General features: G+C 72.3%; 15 protein-coding genes. 7 read left to right on the top strand and 8 right to left on the bottom strand.

Features of this window, described 5'->3' with window-relative positions:
• Positions 1 to 4 precede the first annotated feature (4 nt).
• The gene (locus PV963_RS38090) at positions 5 to 880 is read right to left on the bottom strand and encodes a shikimate dehydrogenase (protein ID WP_274821002.1); all 876 of its coding nucleotides are present in this window, start codon (positions 878 to 880) and stop codon (positions 5 to 7) included.
• 139 nt (positions 881 to 1019) lie between these two features.
• Here PV963_RS38090 and PV963_RS38085 point away from each other — a divergent pair, with 139 nt between their 5' ends.
• Complete coding sequence (locus PV963_RS38085; protein ID WP_274821001.1) at positions 1020 to 1691, top strand: TetR/AcrR family transcriptional regulator; 672 nt, start codon at positions 1020 to 1022, stop codon at positions 1689 to 1691.
• A gap of 177 nt (positions 1692 to 1868) precedes the next feature.
• Positions 1869 to 3227, top strand: coding sequence for an MFS transporter (locus PV963_RS38080; protein WP_274821000.1), 1359 nt, complete (start codon positions 1869 to 1871; stop codon positions 3225 to 3227).
• 74 nt (positions 3228 to 3301) lie between these two features.
• Here PV963_RS38080 and PV963_RS38075 read toward each other — a convergent pair whose 3' ends face one another.
• From PV963_RS38075 to PV963_RS38065, 3 genes are all read right to left on the bottom strand, one after another.
• The gene (locus PV963_RS38075) at positions 3302 to 3712 is read right to left on the bottom strand and encodes a VOC family protein (RefSeq protein WP_274820999.1); all 411 of its coding nucleotides are present in this window, start codon (positions 3710 to 3712) and stop codon (positions 3302 to 3304) included.
• A gap of 104 nt (positions 3713 to 3816) precedes the next feature.
• Entirely contained in the window at positions 3817 to 4206 is a 390-nt protein-coding gene (locus PV963_RS38070; RefSeq protein ID WP_274820998.1) for a VOC family protein, read from the bottom strand.
• Entirely contained in the window at positions 4203 to 4496 is a 294-nt protein-coding gene (locus PV963_RS38065) for an ArsR/SmtB family transcription factor (RefSeq protein WP_274820997.1), read from the bottom strand. Before PV963_RS38065 ends, PV963_RS38070 begins: the two co-directional genes overlap by 4 nt.
• Before the next feature lie 201 nt (positions 4497 to 4697).
• Between PV963_RS38065 and PV963_RS38060 the strand changes: the two genes are divergently transcribed.
• From PV963_RS38060 to PV963_RS38050, 3 genes are all read left to right on the top strand, one after another.
• Positions 4698 to 5030: a hypothetical protein gene (locus tag PV963_RS38060; RefSeq protein WP_425540982.1), complete on the top strand. Its 333-nt coding sequence runs from the start codon at positions 4698 to 4700 to the stop codon at positions 5028 to 5030.
• 27 nt (positions 5031 to 5057) lie between these two features.
• Positions 5058 to 5876, top strand: a complete 819-nt coding sequence (locus PV963_RS38055) for an IS5 family transposase (RefSeq protein ID WP_274822027.1) — start codon at positions 5058 to 5060, stop codon at positions 5874 to 5876.
• A 141-nt stretch (positions 5877 to 6017) separates the two neighbouring features.
• Complete coding sequence (locus PV963_RS38050; RefSeq protein WP_274820996.1) at positions 6018 to 7313, top strand: hypothetical protein; 1296 nt, start codon at positions 6018 to 6020, stop codon at positions 7311 to 7313.
• Here the strand turns inward: PV963_RS38050 and PV963_RS38045 are convergent.
• Positions 7300 to 9429, bottom strand: a complete 2130-nt coding sequence (locus PV963_RS38045) for a tetratricopeptide repeat protein (RefSeq protein WP_274820995.1) — start codon at positions 9427 to 9429, stop codon at positions 7300 to 7302. The two genes, PV963_RS38050 and PV963_RS38045, sit on opposite strands and share 14 nt — an antisense overlap.
• A 228-nt stretch (positions 9430 to 9657) precedes the next feature.
• Between PV963_RS38045 and PV963_RS38040 the strand changes: the two genes are divergently transcribed.
• Complete coding sequence (locus PV963_RS38040; RefSeq protein ID WP_274820994.1) at positions 9658 to 10890, top strand: serine hydrolase domain-containing protein; 1233 nt, start codon at positions 9658 to 9660, stop codon at positions 10888 to 10890.
• Positions 10891 to 10896: 6 nt separating this feature from the next.
• Here PV963_RS38040 and PV963_RS38035 read toward each other — a convergent pair whose 3' ends face one another.
• The 3 genes from PV963_RS38035 to ribA all read right to left on the bottom strand — a co-directional run bounded on the left by PV963_RS38035 (position 10897) and on the right by ribA (position 13913).
• On the bottom strand, positions 10897 to 12054 hold the full coding sequence (locus tag PV963_RS38035; RefSeq protein WP_274820993.1) for a saccharopine dehydrogenase family protein: 1158 nt from the start codon (positions 12052 to 12054) through the stop codon (positions 10897 to 10899).
• The gene (locus PV963_RS38030) at positions 12044 to 13105 is read right to left on the bottom strand and encodes a saccharopine dehydrogenase (RefSeq protein WP_274820992.1); all 1062 of its coding nucleotides are present in this window, start codon (positions 13103 to 13105) and stop codon (positions 12044 to 12046) included. The genes PV963_RS38035 and PV963_RS38030 overlap by 11 nt, the downstream gene beginning before the upstream one ends.
• Before the next feature lie 148 nt (positions 13106 to 13253).
• Complete coding sequence (gene ribA / locus PV963_RS38025; RefSeq protein WP_059421618.1) at positions 13254 to 13913, bottom strand: GTP cyclohydrolase II; 660 nt, start codon at positions 13911 to 13913, stop codon at positions 13254 to 13256.
• Between the two features lie 41 nt (positions 13914 to 13954).
• Here ribA and PV963_RS38020 point away from each other — a divergent pair, with 41 nt between their 5' ends.
• The gene (locus PV963_RS38020) at positions 13955 to 14683 is read left to right on the top strand and encodes a creatininase family protein (RefSeq protein WP_342456414.1); all 729 of its coding nucleotides are present in this window, start codon (positions 13955 to 13957) and stop codon (positions 14681 to 14683) included.
• Positions 14684 to 14731 lie beyond the last annotated feature (48 nt).

Below are 14731 nucleotides of genomic sequence, written 5' to 3'. Positions count from 1 at the left end.
CTCTTCAGTTCGATGCCCCTACGGCTCCGGCCAGTTCGGTCAGGTCCGCCAGCATCCGCGCGGCGTCGGGTTCCCGCCCGGTGAACAGGCGGAACGCGTCGGCGGCCTGGAAGGCGGCCATGCCGCCGCCGTCGAGGGTGGCGCAGCCCAGCGCCCGGGCGGTGCGCAGCAGTTCGGTCTCCAGCGGGCGGTAGACGACCTCGGCGACCCACAGCCGGGGGTGGAGCAGCTCGGCGGGCAGCGGCAGTCCGGGGTGGGCCGCCATGCCGGTGGGCGTGGCGTGGACGATGCCGTCGGCGTGCGCGAGGAGCCGCGCTTGCCGGTCGGGGGCCGCGGCGGCGGCACGGCCCTGGCCGAAGGCGCGGTTCAGGGAGTCGGCCAGGGCGGCGGCCCGTTCGGGCAGGGCGTCCACGACGGTGACCCGTTCTGCGCCGAGGGTGAGCATGGCGTGCGCGACGGCCGCGCCCGCGCCGCCGGCGCCGAGCTGCACGACCCGCTCCAGCGGCGCGTCGGGCAGCCCGCGCGCGAAGGACGCGGCGAAACCGGTGACGTCCGTGTTGTGGCCGACCGCGCGGCCGTCCTCGAAGACGACGGTGTTGACCGCGCCCAGCGCCTCGGCCTGCGGGGCGAGCGCGTCCAGGTGCTCGATGACGAGCTGCTTGCAGGGATGCGTGATGTTGAGCCCGTCGAACCCGAGGTCACGGGCGGCCCGCAGCAGATCGCCCACCGCCTCGGGCGGCACCCCGAGCCGATCGATGTCGATCAGCCGGTACAGCAGGCGCAGGCCCTGCCTCTCGCCCTCCCGCTCGTGCAGCGCCGGGCTGAGCGACGGGCCGATGCCGGAACCGATCAGTCCGGCGAGGTACGAGTCCTTGGGCACACGGGCCTCCCGAGCGACACTAATGTACGAACTAGTACGTTAGCTATATCAGCCGAGCGTGACCGCGGGAAGGCCCCGGTGGGATCCGGCCCCTGCTTCTAGAATCACCGGCACCGGCCCCTCCGCCCGAAGGAACCTGATGACCAGCGTCGAAGAACCGGCACGTCCTGGCGAGCGCGAGCGCATCCGTGACGCCGCCCGCACCCAGGCCGAGATCCTCGACGTGGCCACGCAAGAGTTCGCCCGGGCCGGCTACGACGGGGCCCGGGTGGACGAGATCGCCGCCCGCACCCGCACCACGAAGCGGATGATCTACTACTACTTCGGCGGCAAGCAACAGCTGTTCACAGCCGTGCTGGAGCGGGCCTACGGCGTGATCCGGGAGGCCGAGCAGCAGCTCGACGTCGACCACCTCGACCCGGTGGCGGCCATCCGGCGCCTCGCCGAGCTGACCTTCGACCACCACGAGCAGCACCCGGACTTCATCCGCCTGGTCAGCATCGAGAACATCCACGGGGCGCGGCACATCGCCGCCTCCGAGAAACTCGGGAAGATCGGCTCCCCCGCGCTGGACGTCATCCGCCGCATCCTTGAGGAAGGCCGCAGGTCAGGGTTGTTCACCGCGGATGTCGACGCCGTGGACCTGCACGCGATGATCTCCTCCTTCTGCTTCTTCCGGGTCTCCAACCGGCACACCTTCGGCGCGCTGTTCGGCCGCGACCTGGTCGACCCGGCGCAGCGCGCGCACTACCGCACCATGCTGGGCGACATGGTGATCGCGTATCTGACGGCGGAGCGCGCGGCGGGCTGAACGTCCGACGCCGAAGGTCCGGCGCGCGACCCCTTGACACCGGCGGCACTCGGGCGCAGCATCCCTAGCCAACCCCTACTAACTATCCAGTGGGTTAATTAGCCGCGATCCGGCACTTCCCCCTTCGCTCGTCCTTCTGTTCACTCCGCCTATGGTGGAGCCCGCCAAGGAGCCGCCGTGTCCGTCCCCGCCACGCCCCAAGGGGCCGCAGCCCCGCCCGGTCAGCCCAGGAAAGCCGCGACCGCCGCCTGGATCGGCAGCGCGCTGGAGTACTACGACTTCTTCATCTACGGCAGCGCCGCCGCGCTGATCTTCCCCGAGGTGTTCTTCGACGAGTCCGACCCGGCCACCGCGACCCTGCTGTCACTGGCCACGTTCGGCGTCGCGTACGCCGCCCGCCCGGTCGGCGCGCTGGTCCTCGGCCACTTCGGCGACAAGCTCGGCCGCAAGAAGATCATGGTCTTCACGCTGATGCTGATGGGCCTGTCGACGTTCTTGATCGGCTGTCTGCCGACCCGGGACCAGGTCGGCACGCTCGCCCCGGTCCTGCTCGTGCTGTGCCGGGTGCTCCAGGGCATCTCGGCGGCGGGCGAACAGGCCAGCGCCAACTCCATGACGCTGGAACACGCGCCGCCGGGCCGGCGTGGCTTCTTCACCAGCTTCACCCTCAGCGGCACGCAGGGCGGGCAGTTGCTGGCCACGCTGGTCTTCATCCCGGTCGCCGCGATGCCCGAGGAGCAGTTGCTGTCGTGGGGCTGGCGGGTGCCGTTCTGGCTGAGCGTCGGCGTCGCCGTCGCCGGCTACGTCATCCGGCGCAAGCTGGACGAGACCCCGGCCTTCGCCCAGCAGGCCGCCGAGGAGGGCGTCGTCAAACTGCCGCTGGTCGTGCTGCTGCGCGAGCACTGGACGGATGTGCTGCGGGTGATCGCGGGCGCGCTCATCGCCTCGGTGAGCACCATCTTCACGGTGTGGGCACTGGCGTACGCCACGAGCGACGCGGTCGGTATGTCGCGCACCGCCATGCTGTGGGTGGGCGCCCTGGCCAACCTCGTCGCGCTCGCCGCGATCCCGCTGTGGGCCACGCTGTCCGACCGGATCGGCCGCCGCCCGGTGTACCTGATCGGTGCGGTGGGCAGCGCGGCGACGATGTTCCTGTACCTGTGGGCCGTCTCCACAGGCTCGTACCTGCTGACGTTCCTGCTGGGCATCCTCTGCTTCGGAGTGGTCTACAGCGCCGCGAACGGTGTGTGGCCCGCCTTCTACGGCGAGATGTTCACGACCCGGGTCCGGCTGTCCGGCGTGGCCATCGGCACGCAGATCGGCTTCGCGGCGGCCGGCTTCGCGGTGACGTTCGCCGCGCGGATCGCGGGGCCGGGCGGCGACGACTGGTCGGCGGTGGCCCTGTTCACGGCGGCCCTGTGCGTGCCGCCGGTCATCGCCGCGCTGACGGCTCGAGAGACGCACCGGGTTCCGACTCAGGCGCTGGGGGAACGCCCGGCCCGGGCGACGAGCCAGCCGGAGAAGGTGACGGCCTGAGCCCGGACCACTCCCTGCCGGGTCCTCCCGGGCCCGGTGGCGGGTGGTCGGCCGGGTGCGGGGTAGCTGGTCGTTCAGCTGTTGGACCACGCCCGGCGGCACAGCACCAGGCGATAGCCGTCGGGATCCTCGACGGTGACGCCCCATTCGTTCCAGTAAGGGTTGGGGGATGCGACCCGCTTGCCGCCGTGCCGCTCCAGGCGGGCGATCAGATCGTCCGGCACCGGGTCGTCGGCGTACACGACCAGCAGATCCTCCTCGGTGGGGCGGGGCTCAACCGGCCGGGCCGACTCATGCACGAGCTCCAGATGCCAGTCGGCGTCGGGCCAGCCGAGCATCAGCAGGTCATGGTGACCCGGTTCGGCTCCGCCCTCGGACCGCCACACGACACTGAGCCCGAGCCCCTCGCGCCAGAACCGCTCGGCCGCCGCGAGGTCCCTGGACGGGCGGGCGATCCGGATGTGGCTACGACCGTTCACGGGCATGGCGACCTCTTCTCGTGGCGTCCTGGTCTGCGACGGCGATCCGCCTCGCAGCCTAGGAAACCGGCCGCCCCGTGACATCGGCCTTCGGTCCTGGGCCCCGGAGCCTAGGCCTTGGTGTGGACGAGCTGGATCAGGTTGCCGCAGGTGTCGTCCAGCACCGCCGAGGTGATGCTGCCCATCTCCAGTGGCTCCTGGGTGAACCGCACACCCAGACCCCGCAGCCGCTCGAACTCCGCCTGGACGTCGTCCACGGCGAAGGAGGCGGCCGGGATGCCGTCCTCGACCAGCGCCGTCTTGTACGGCTGCACCGCGGGATGGCCGGACGGCTCGAGCAGGAGCTCCGTCCCGTCGGGATCCTCCGGCGAGACCACGGTCAGCCACCGGTCCGCGCCCACGGGGACGTCGTGCTTCTTCACGAAGCCCAGTACCTCGGTGTAGAAGCGCATGGCCTTGTCCTGGTCGTCGACGAAGACGCTGGTGATGTGAATCCTCATGAGATGTCCTCCGCTGCGTCGGGCTTGAGCCATCGGGTCATGACGCGCTCAAGGGGTTCGGTGTTCAGGTCGTGGAACTTGTAGCGGCCCTCGCGCCGTGAAACGACCAGACCCGCCGATTCCAGTACGGCCAGATGCTGACTGACCGCCTGGCGCGACAGTCCCAGACCGTACTTGGTCACCAGCCGCGTGCAGATCTCGAACAGGCTCTGGCCGTCCCGTTCGGCCAGCTCGTCCAGGATGCGCCGACGGGTGGGGTCGGCCAGCGCCTTGAAGACATCCTCCGCCATGCCCCCACGATAGGCAAGTAATGACTTGCCTATCAAGGCCGGGCTCCGGCGTCGGACCGGTGCCCGTTGCATATCGTGTGCACCGTCACGGGCGAAGAGGGAGCGCGAGAGGTGGGCGAGCGGGTGTCGGGGGCCGGGTGGATACGGGTGCCGGTCGGGGACGACGCGGCGCGGTGGGCCACGCGGGGCCACAGTCGCAAGGTGCTCCTCGTCGTCCACAACGTCACCGCCGCGACCCGCCTCCGCGACGTCCTGCCCCTCTTCCACGACGACCTGCGCGTGCAGTTGCTGGCGACTTGCCCGGGCTCGTCCGCGTTCGGCGCCGGTGTCGCCGAGCTGCTGGCCGACACGGGCGTTCCCGTCGTGCCGTGGGAGCAGGCGGTCAGGACTCCGGTCCCACTCGCGCTTTCGAGCAGCTTTGGCGGTCAACTCCGTTCAGTACAAGGGAAGTTGACCGTACTGTCCCATGGCGTTGGATACACTAAGGGCTCCTTGCAGAATGATCTTCTTGTGGCACGGTGGAGAAGTATGTGATCCCGTGCGTGCTCCTTGGGGGTGACCCTGGTGCGGCGCAAGCCGTGGGAGGTCAGTGACGAGCTGTGGGCGGTGATCGAGCCGCTGCTGCCGAAGCATGAACGGCGGTTCCGGCACCCGGGGCGCAAGCGGATCGATGACCGCAAAACGCTGCAGGGTGTGCTGTTCGTCCTCTACACCGGAATCCAATGGGAGTACCTGCCGCAGGAGTTGGGGTTCGGTTCCGGTCCTACCTGCTGGCGGCGGCTGGCCGAATGGCAGGAGGCCGGGGTGTGGGAGGAACTCCAGCGGGTGCTGCTGGACCGGCTGCGGGCGGCAGACCGCCTGGACTTCTCCCGCGTCACCGTTGACGCCTCGCACGTGCAGGCCAAGCGGGGGCGAAGCAGCCCAAAAGTCGGCCCGAGCCCGGTTGACCGTGCACGGCCGGGCTCGAAGCACCACGTGTTGACCGACGCGCACGGCACCCCGCTGCGGGTGTCGTTGACGGGCGGGCACCGAAACGACGTCACCCAGCTCCTTCCGCTGGTCGACGGCCTGCCGCCGGTGCGGGGCAAGCGGGGCCGGCCCCGGCGCAAGCCCCGCACCTTGTATGCCGACCGTGGCTACGACCACGACATCTACCGCCGTCGGCTACGTGAGCGTGGCATCGTCCCGAAGATCGCCCGGCGCGGTCAGGCGCATGGCTCCGGCTTGGGCCGTGTGCGGTGGGTTGCCGAGTCCGCCATCGCCTGGCTCCACGGCCCTCGCCGCTTACGCACCCGCTGGGACGCCCGAGACGACATGCACGACGCCTTCCTGCAGCTCGCCCACTGCATGACCCTCGCCCGCAAGCACCCAGCATTCTGAAAGGACCCCTAAGAGACTGGCGGTGCCGGGTGCCGGGTGCCGGGTGCCGGGTGCCGGGTGCCGGGTGCCGGGTGCCGGGTGCCGGGTGCCGGGTGCCGGGTGCCGGGTGCCGGGAGCCGGGAGCCTGCGCCCGTCTTCGGGATGTCGCCCGAGTGGCTGCTCGGCGAGGACGGGTCGCCGATCGCGGACGTGCTCGTGCTGTCGCACCCCGAGCAGTACGAACGGCTGCGTGCCGTCTGCCCCGAGGCCGCGCCCACGGCCGTCATCGCCGGAGACCCCTGCTGGGACCGCATACTGGCGGCCCGTCCCTACCGCGAGCGTTTCCGCCGCGCCCTCGGTGTGGGCCGGGGCCGGCGCCTGATCGTCCTCAGCTCCACCTGGAACCCCGAGTCGCTGTTCGGCGACGGCGGCGATGACCTGCTGCCGTCCCTGCTGCCCCGGCTGACCTCGGAGTTCCCGGCCGACGAGTACCGTCTCGCGGCCGTGCTGCACCCCAACGTCTGGCACGGGCACGGCCCCGGCCAGATCCGCGCCTGGCTGGACCGCGCCCGCCGGTCCGGCCTGACGCTCGTCGACCCCCTGGCCGGCTGGCGCCAGGCGCTGCTCGCCGCCGACGCCGTGATCGGCGACCACGGCTCGGTCACCTACTACGCCGCCGCCCTCGGCACACCCGTACTCCTGGGCGCCGCTCCCCTGTCCGGCCTCGACCCCGACGCCCCCGTCCACGCGTTCGTCCGCGCCGCTCCCCGCCTGGATCCCGTACGCCCCCTGCGCGACCAGGTGGACACTCTCATCCAGCGGCATCAGCCACCCCGGGACGCGGCCGAGTTCGTCAGCTCCGTACCCGGCGAGTCGGCGGCCCGGCTGCGACGCCTCTTCTACGACGCCCTCGGCATCCCCGAACCCGACGGCCCCGCACGGCTCGACCCGCTCCCGCTGCCGCCCTACGAGCCCGCGCGGCTCACGGCGCCGCTGACCGTGCTCACCCGGCTGCCGGCCTGCGCCGAGGTCGCCGTCACGAGGTACGCGGGCCCGCAATCACCGCCCGACGGCCACGGCAGCGCCCACACCGCGCTCCATGAGGACACCCGCGAGAGCGACCAACTCGCCCTCGCCGACGTCGTGTTCCGGTACGGCGACGCCGACGACCCGCGCTTCGGCTCCCCGGCCGCATGGACGGCGGAGGTCCTCGACCGGCATCCGCACTGCGCGCTCGCCGCGTACGTCACCGGCCCCGGGACGTGCGTCGTCCGCACCCGCGCCGGCACTCTGCTCCGCCTGGACTCCGGGCCCGGGGCGGACGCCGACCCTGCCGTGTACGCCTCCGCCCTGCACGCCTGGATCGCCGCGGGCAGGCCACCGGACGAGCTGTACGTGCGGGGGCTGACGGTCCGTACGGGCCGGACCGCGCACCCCGTGACCGTCACTCGGGTGTGACGCACCGCTCCCGCAGCGCCCGCAGATGGGCGACGTGGTACGTGGCGTTCTCCCGCGCGAGCACGGCGAGCGCCTCGTCGACCAGCGGCAGCGCGGCCCCGGGCGCACCGCCGTCGAGGTGGGTCTCGGCGAGGTCGGTGAGGGCGCGCGCTGTGTTGTAGGCCTCACCGCCGGAACTCCCGGATCCACCGGACCCACCGGAGCGGAAGAAGCCGAGCGCCCGCTCCAGGTGTTTCACCGCCTCCTCCCGGCGCCCGAGGCCGCGCAGCGCACGCCCCCGGTGGCGCTCCAGCAGGGCACGGGCGCGTGGCAGGTCGGCGGCGCCCTCGTCGCCGGGGCCGATGCCGTCGAGGATGCGGCCGGCCTCCTCGAAGCAGGCGTACGCCTCGTCGAAGCGCCACTGCCGCAGCCGCAGCAGTCCCAGGAACTCCACCGCGGAGGCGTGGCCGCGGACATGGCCGGCGGCTCGTTCGTCGCGCGCGGCCGCCCCGGCCTCCGACTCGGCCTCGTCCCAGCGCCGCAACTCGGTCAGGGTGTGGGCGAGTTGGGCGTGCAGTGCCCCGGCGGTCCGGCTGCCGGGGACGTGGTCGTCGGCGATCCGCGCGCCGGTTTGCAGCGCGGGCAGCAGGACGTCGTGGTGTCCGGCCTTGAGCTGGAGCGGCCACAGCGCCTGGCACAACAGGGTGACGGTGTCCCGGTCCCCGAAGTCCTCGGCCGCGCGGACCGCCGTCACGAGGTTGCGTGCCTCGGCGGCGAGGGCGGCGACGGCCGCGCCCGGGTCCGGGTAGGACACCGGCGAGGGCGCGGCGGGCACCCGCCAGCTCTGCGGCAGGGCCGCCCGCGCGGCGCCGACCGCGAGGTCGCGGTAGTGGGCGACGACGCGGGTGACGGACGCCGAGCAGGCGGCGATGCCGTCGACGGCGGCGGCCGTGCGCTCGGCATGGGCTCGCACGGCGGGCCGGTACCGGAAGCGGCCGGTGCCGGACTGTTCGACGAGCAGCGCGCCGGCGAGTTCCTCCAGGTGCCGCGCGGCCTCGGCCTCGTCGACGTCGGCGGCGCGGGCGGCCGCGGCGGCGTCCAGGCCGGGCCAGTCGTGGAGTCCGGCGAGGCGATAGAGACGGGCGGCGCCGGGCGTGAGCCGGCGGTAGGAGTCCTCGGCGGCGGCGAGGACGGGGTCGCTCTGGGGCACGGCGGCTTCCGTGGACGGGGTGGGCGGGTCGGTCAGTCGGGGTGCGGCGGCGCACAGGGCGTAGGGCGAGCCGGCGCAGCGGTCGAGTACGGCCGGCAGGGTGGCCCGGGCCGCGGCGACGGCCGGTTTGCCTGCCAGCGTGGTGAGCAGCCGCACGGCGTCCCGCCGGGCCAGCGGGCCCACGGGGATCCGGAGGGCGCCGAGGTCGATGAGCGGTTGTCGTGCGACGACGATCGTGACGACGTCGGGCGCCGCGACCAGCAGCGGCTTGACCTGGGCGGCGGAGCGGGCGTGGTCGAGCACGAGAAACAGCCGGCGATCCGTCAGGCAGCGGCGGAAGAGGGCGGTGCGGTCCTCCGCGGAGGGGGGCATCTCCGCTTCGGGCAGGCCCATTTGGCGCAGCAGGGTGCCTGCGACGGCCTCCGGGGCGAGGGTGCGCAGGTCGGCGTGGAGCTGGCCGTCGGGGAAGCGGGCCGACTGCCGCCAGCCCCAGTGGACGGCGAGGGTGCTGGTGCCGATGCCTTCGGGGCCGTGCAGCAGGGCCAGCCGGGGGCGGCCCTCGAAGGGGCGGGTCGCCTCCTTGTCGAGGAGTTTCAGCGCCTGCTCACGGTTGGTGAAGGAGCGCGGGGCGGCGGGCAGGGAGGGGCGGTGGGCAGCGGTGGGGAATCCGGGTGTGCCGCGTACGCCGCGCGCGAAGTCCGCCCAGGTGCGAGCCAGTTCGGGGTCGTCGCGGACCCGTTCGTGGACCAGGCGGGCCACGTCGTCGACCTGGCCGTGCGTGGTGGGTGCGGGCACCTCGCGTCCGGTGATCCGGCGGACCAGTCCGCCGGCCGATTCCCAGGCCCATCTGCCGGCCTCGTTGGCCATGCCCGCTCCGACGGCTCCGAGTACCGCGCCGATCGCGCCCAGCGAGATCGGGTCCAGCATGCGGCCGCACTCCCCCCACGTGGTCGTTGCAGTGCATCAACCCTAGCCGGTGCGGGGCGGCCTGATGGGCAGTCATCGGAGCTCGTCCGCCATGGTCACCACGACGCGGACGGCCCGTTCATCGGCTCTTGCGTGATCACGAATGGTTCCTGCACGAGGATGAGGTCTGAGGCGGTCCGGTCGGGGTATGCCGGATCTCACCTCGACGAGTGCGACGGAGGATGAGCGATGGCACAGCTGCGACAAGAGGTCGACCCGGGTGAGGCCGGGCTGGATCCGCGGGCGCTGGGCCGTCTGGACCGGCACTTCGCCCGGCTCGTCGACGAGGGCCGGCTTCCGGGCTTCCTCGTGTCCGTGGCCCGCGCCGGACGCGTCGCCCACCTCACGACGCACGGTCTGCGCGACATCGCGGCCGGGCAGCCCGTCGAGCCGGACACGCTGTGGCGGGTCTACTCCATGACGAAACCGGTCACCGCGGTCGCCGCGCTGCTGCTGGTGGAGGAGGGGCGGCTGTCGCTGGACGACCCGGTCGCCGACCACCTGCCGGCCTTCGCCGACCCGAGGGTCTACGTCGGCGGCTCCGGGCCCGACGTCCGGACCCGTCCGGCCACCGGCCCGATACTCGTCCGGCACCTGATGACCCACACCTCGGGTCTGACCTTCGGCTTCTACCACACCCACCCGGTGGACGCCCTGTACCGCGAGGCCGGTCTGGAGTCGTCGGTGCGGCCGGGCGCGGACCTGGCCGAGACGATCGAGGTGTACGCGAGTCTGCCGTTGCAGTTCGAGCCGGGCACGCAGTGGAACTACTCGGTGGCGAGCAATGTCCTGGGCCGGGTCGTCGAGGTCGTGTCGGGGCAGCCGCTCGACGTGTTCTGTGCCGAGCGGATCTTCGGGCCGCTCGGCATGACGGACGCGGGGTTCCACGTCACGGACGAGCAGGCGCCCCGGCTGTCCGAGATGTACGGGGAGAAGGAGGGCGGCGGCATCGAGCGGATCCCCGGTCTGCCGCTGCGCGGCGGCCGGCCGCGGTTCCTGTCCGGCAGTGGCGGCATGGTGGCGTCCGCCCACGACTACCACCGCTTCATGGAGTTCCTGCGCCGCCGGGGCGAGCTGGACGGCGTCCGGCTGCTCGCCCCGGAGACGGTGGACCTGATGACCCGCAACCACCTGCCCGGCAACGCCGATCTGCGGGCCTTCGGCAGCCGCCCGGCCCACGACGAGCCCGGCAACGAGGGGCTCGGCTTCGGGCTCAACGTCTCCGTGGTGATCGACCCGTCCCGCACCCAGGCGCCGTCCGGGCTCGGCTCCTACAGCTGGAGCGGGGTGGCCACGACGACGTTCTGGGTGGACCCGGGCCGCGACCTGACGGTGCAGTTCATGACGCAGGTGCGACCCAGGTCCTCCCACACGGTCTTCCGCGACCTCAAGAAGTTCGTCCACGAGGCCGTCTCGGGCTGACCTTCGCTACTGGTCGACGCGGAGCGTGAACTCGAGGCCGTCCCCGGCCAGTTCACTCAGCCACTGTTCGGACCGGGCCGCCGTCTCGGCGGCGCGGTTCAGGCCCGGCGGCAGGGAGCCGTCCAGGACGTGGCGGACGCCCAGGGCGAGGGTGCGCGAGACGCAGCGGGCCATCGCGCTCTCCTGGGTGTCGCCCACCAGGTCCAGGAGGTAGCCGCCCGCCCAGGTCCGCCCGGTCGCGGCCCGGACGTCCAGCGACACGGCGAGGACGACCCGGTCCCGGTCGTCGTCCGTGGTGGGGTAGGCGGCAGCCAGTTCCTGGGCCAGGGCGGTGATCCGGGCGTCGTCGCCCCTCTTCAGCTCCTCGAAGACGCCGTCCCAGGCGCGCAGCCAGCCCTGAAGACGCAGGGTGCCGCGGACGAACGTGCGCGGTGTCCAGGCGGCCGGCAGTCCGTACTGCGCGACGAAGGGGACGCTGTCACGGTTGGGGTAGACCTCGAAGGTCTCCCGGTCGACGACGTGCCGCCGGGTCGCCTCCCACGGGCGGTCGGCGACCGTCTCGGCGCCGCCCTCGATGTAACGGGCCGGGGAGCGCAGGGCGTTGAGGACCCCCGCCGGTGCCCAGCTGAAGCGGTACGTGAAGTCGTTCGGGACGGCCGGGACGCCGCCGCAGTACGACGTGAGGGTGTACGAGGCCGGCGTCCGATCGCCGATGGCCTCCCGGGCGCGGGCGACGAGGGCGTGGGCGAAGAGGTGGTCGATGCCCGGGTCCAGCCCGGCCTCGGTGAGGACGACGACCCCGGCCTTCTCGGCGGCGGGCACCTGATCGAGGACCGCCTCGGACACATAGCTGGAGCAGGCGAAGTGCGCCCCGAGCCGGACACACTCCGCGAGCAGCGGCGCGTGCTCCGGCGCGGGCAGCATCGACACCACGACGTCGCCGGGCGCCAGTTCGGCGGCGAGGGCGGGCAGCGTGTAGGCGCGGGGCTCGGCCCGTCCGGCGAGGCCCAGCCGGTCGAGGGCGTCGGCCGCGCGGCTCTCGGTGCGGTGCCAGAGCCGTACGCGCTCGGCGGTGTCGCACAGCGTGGCCAGACCGCTGCCCGTGGACAGGCCGGCGCCGATCCAGTGGACGGTGCCGCTCGCGGGTACCGGGTCAGTGCTCATGGATCTCCCCCTTGTCGAGGCCGTGTTCACGGCATGCCTGACGGAACCGGTCCAGACAGCGTCCCCAGGGCCCGGTGACGCCGAAATCGAGCAGGTGGGGCAGGAGGGCGGCCGAGAAGTCGGCGCTGGACTCCAGCGGCAGCAGGGAGGGCAGGTTGTCGATGGCGATCAGGTCGAGCGGGGGTTCCTCGCGCAACCGGCGGACGGGCTCGTCCCAGTCGGTGGTCTCGTCGTACACCGGAAGGACGTTGAGCGGGGAGCCGACGTCGCACGTGACGTCGCACAGGGTGCGCAGGCGGCGGCCCTGGGCGTCGAGGTCCTGCTCGCGGAGGAAGGGCGGGACGGGGCCGGTGGCGAGCACCGCGTTCACCATCACGTCGTGCTCCAGCAGGGCGCGGCGGTCCAGGTCGCGGGTCTCGGCGAGGTCCCAGCAGGTCGGGTCCACACCCGCGGTGGCGAAGGCCGTGCGGGCACCGCGGCCGCTGCGTCCCAGGGCGCCGATGACCAGGCCGGTGAACTCGGCGTCGTCCGCGGCGGGCTTCAGCGTCTCGTCCAGGGCCTCCTTCGTCGTGGGCGTCAGCGGCGCCCGCAGCCGGCCGCGGTGCTGGAGCACGGCGAGGGCCGCGCCCAGGTAGCCGGCCCAGAACCCGAAGGCGGCGAGGCGTCGCCCGCTGTCGTCCACCAGGTACTCCAGGTCGAACAGCGCCCCGCCCCCGGCGGCGAACCGGCGCAGCAGGCCGGCCGCTCCCGGCTGGCCCTTGTAGGCGTGGCCGAAGAAGACGTGCCGGTGCGTCAGTTCGGCCGGGTCGTCGGGCAGTTCCTTCAGGCCGAGCACGACGGTGTCCCGCGGGGCCGACACCCAGGAGCCCGCGGGGGCGACGCGGCAGCCGGCCGCCTCGTACTCCTCGGTCGGGAAGACCCGCTGCGGGGAGTCCTCGACGGTCAGTGCCACTCCGTGCTCGACGAGCCGCCGGGCGTCGTCGGGCACGACCGGTGTGCGTCGCTCGGTCGTTCGGGCCTCGTGGCGCAGCCACAGATGGAGCTCGGTCATACCAGGTGGGCCTCCGGACGTGAGGCGCCGGCCGCAAAGGGCCGGCGCTCAAGGGGCTGACGTCCACGAAGCGTACGCGGCCCGCCCGGGGGTCGCGCGCCCATGCGCCCAGGTCACGTCGAGGGGCACCGGAACCTGCCCCGGCGTCTCAGGAGGAGCTGACCACCGCGTCGAGGTGGGGCAGGTGGTGGTCGAGGCGCTCCCGCTTGGTCCGCAGATAGGTGATGTTGTTCTCGCACGGCGGGATCAGCAGCGGCACCTGCTCGGCGACCTCGATGCCGTGGTTCACCAGCGCCTCGCGCTTGCGCGGGTTGTTGGACATCAGGCGCACGGACTTGACGCCCAGGTCGTCGAGGATCCGGGCCGCCACGCCGTAGTCGCGGGCGTCCACCGGCAGGCCGAGGGCGAGGTTGGCCTCGACGGTGTCCAGACCCTCCGCCTGGAGGGCCATCGCGCGCAGCTTGGCGAGCAGGCCGATACCGCGGCCCTCATGCCCTCTGAGGTAGACGACGACACCGGCGCCCTCGGCGACGACCGCGCGCAGGGCGGCGTCGAGCTGGTCGCCGCACTCGCAGTGCTGGGAGCCGAAGGCGTCGCCGGTCAGGCATTCCGAGTGCAGCCGGATGAGCACGTCGTCGGTGCCGAGGTCGCCGTAGACCAGCGCCACTTGTTCGTCACCGCGGTCGTGGTCCAGGTAGCCGACCGCCTGGAATTTCCCGTACACGGTGGGCAAGGGCGCATTCACGACGCGTTCCACGCCGGTCCGCTGCGGGGACTTCTTGCCGAGTACGCCAATTTTTTCTGTCATGATTCTCGAGTTCCTAAGCAGAGACGAAAGGCCGTGTCGTTATGAGTGATCTGGTGCCGGCGGACACCACGGAAGACGTACGGACGCGGGGCGCCGGTGTCTCACGGCAGGTCGCGGTGCTTCCCGTGGGCAGCTTCGAGCAGCACGGTCCGTATCTTCCGCTGGCGACCGACACGCTCGTCGCCTGTGCCGTCGCGCGGGAGATAGCCGGCGCGTACCCGGTGCACCTCCTTCCTCCGGTGACGATCTCCTGCTCGCACGAGCACGCGGCCTGGCCGGGGACCGTGAGCATCTCCTCGGTGACCCTTCATGCGGTGGTACGGGACATAGCGGCTTCGCTGCGCCGGTCGGGCGTCGACGCCCTGGTGGTGGTCAACGGGCACGGCGGAAACTACGTGCTGGGCAACGTCGTTCAGGAATCCTCCGCCCGCGGCGAGCGGATGGCGCTGTTCCCGGCCCCGGAGGACTGGGAGGCGGCGCGGGAGCGGGCGGGTGTGCTCACCTCGCTGCTCACCGACATGCACGCGGGGGAAATAGAGACCTCCATCCTTCTGCACGCTCATCCCGAAATGCTCCGACCCGGTTATGAGACTTCCGATTTCGTCGCTGACGACCGGCGTCATCTGCTCACCCTCGGCATGTCCGGTTATACCGATTCCGGTGTCATCGGCCGTCCTTCGCTGGGTTCGGCGGAAAAGGGGAAGGAACTCCTGGCGAGCCTGGCGGATTCCTTCGGGGCGTATTTCTCGCTGCTGACCTCCGACGAGTAGTCGGCCACGGTCGCGGGGCCGGGGCCGGGTGCCGGTGAGGCGGGCCGG

The organism is Streptomyces coeruleorubidus, from assembly GCF_028885415.1.
In the GTDB taxonomy this organism is placed as follows: Bacteria; Actinomycetota; Actinomycetes; order Streptomycetales; family Streptomycetaceae; genus Streptomyces; species Streptomyces coeruleorubidus_A.
Note: the sequence above shows the minus strand (reverse complement) of the source record. Positions and strands in the feature narration are given on the sequence as shown.

Coding starts and splice junctions, on each gene's coding strand:
- PV963_RS38040 (WP_274820994.1), top strand. CDS start 9,658: ATGGCACAGCTGCGACAAGAGGTCGACCCGGGTGAGGCCGGGCTGGAT.
- PV963_RS38045 (WP_274820995.1), bottom strand. CDS start 9,429: ATGCTGGACCCGATCTCGCTGGGCGCGATCGGCGCGGTACTCGGAGCC.
- ribA (WP_059421618.1), bottom strand. CDS start 13,913: ATGACAGAAAAAATTGGCGTACTCGGCAAGAAGTCCCCGCAGCGGACC.
- PV963_RS38070 (WP_274820998.1), bottom strand. CDS start 4,206: ATGAGGATTCACATCACCAGCGTCTTCGTCGACGACCAGGACAAGGCC.
- PV963_RS38050 (WP_274820996.1), top strand. CDS start 6,018: ATGTCGCCCGAGTGGCTGCTCGGCGAGGACGGGTCGCCGATCGCGGAC.
- PV963_RS38020 (WP_342456414.1), top strand. CDS start 13,955: ATGAGTGATCTGGTGCCGGCGGACACCACGGAAGACGTACGGACGCGG.
- PV963_RS38035 (WP_274820993.1), bottom strand. CDS start 12,054: ATGAGCACTGACCCGGTACCCGCGAGCGGCACCGTCCACTGGATCGGC.
- PV963_RS38030 (WP_274820992.1), bottom strand. CDS start 13,105: ATGACCGAGCTCCATCTGTGGCTGCGCCACGAGGCCCGAACGACCGAG.
- PV963_RS38065 (WP_274820997.1), bottom strand. CDS start 4,496: ATGGCGGAGGATGTCTTCAAGGCGCTGGCCGACCCCACCCGTCGGCGC.
- PV963_RS38085 (WP_274821001.1), top strand. CDS start 1,020: ATGACCAGCGTCGAAGAACCGGCACGTCCTGGCGAGCGCGAGCGCATC.
- PV963_RS38075 (WP_274820999.1), bottom strand. CDS start 3,712: ATGCCCGTGAACGGTCGTAGCCACATCCGGATCGCCCGCCCGTCCAGG.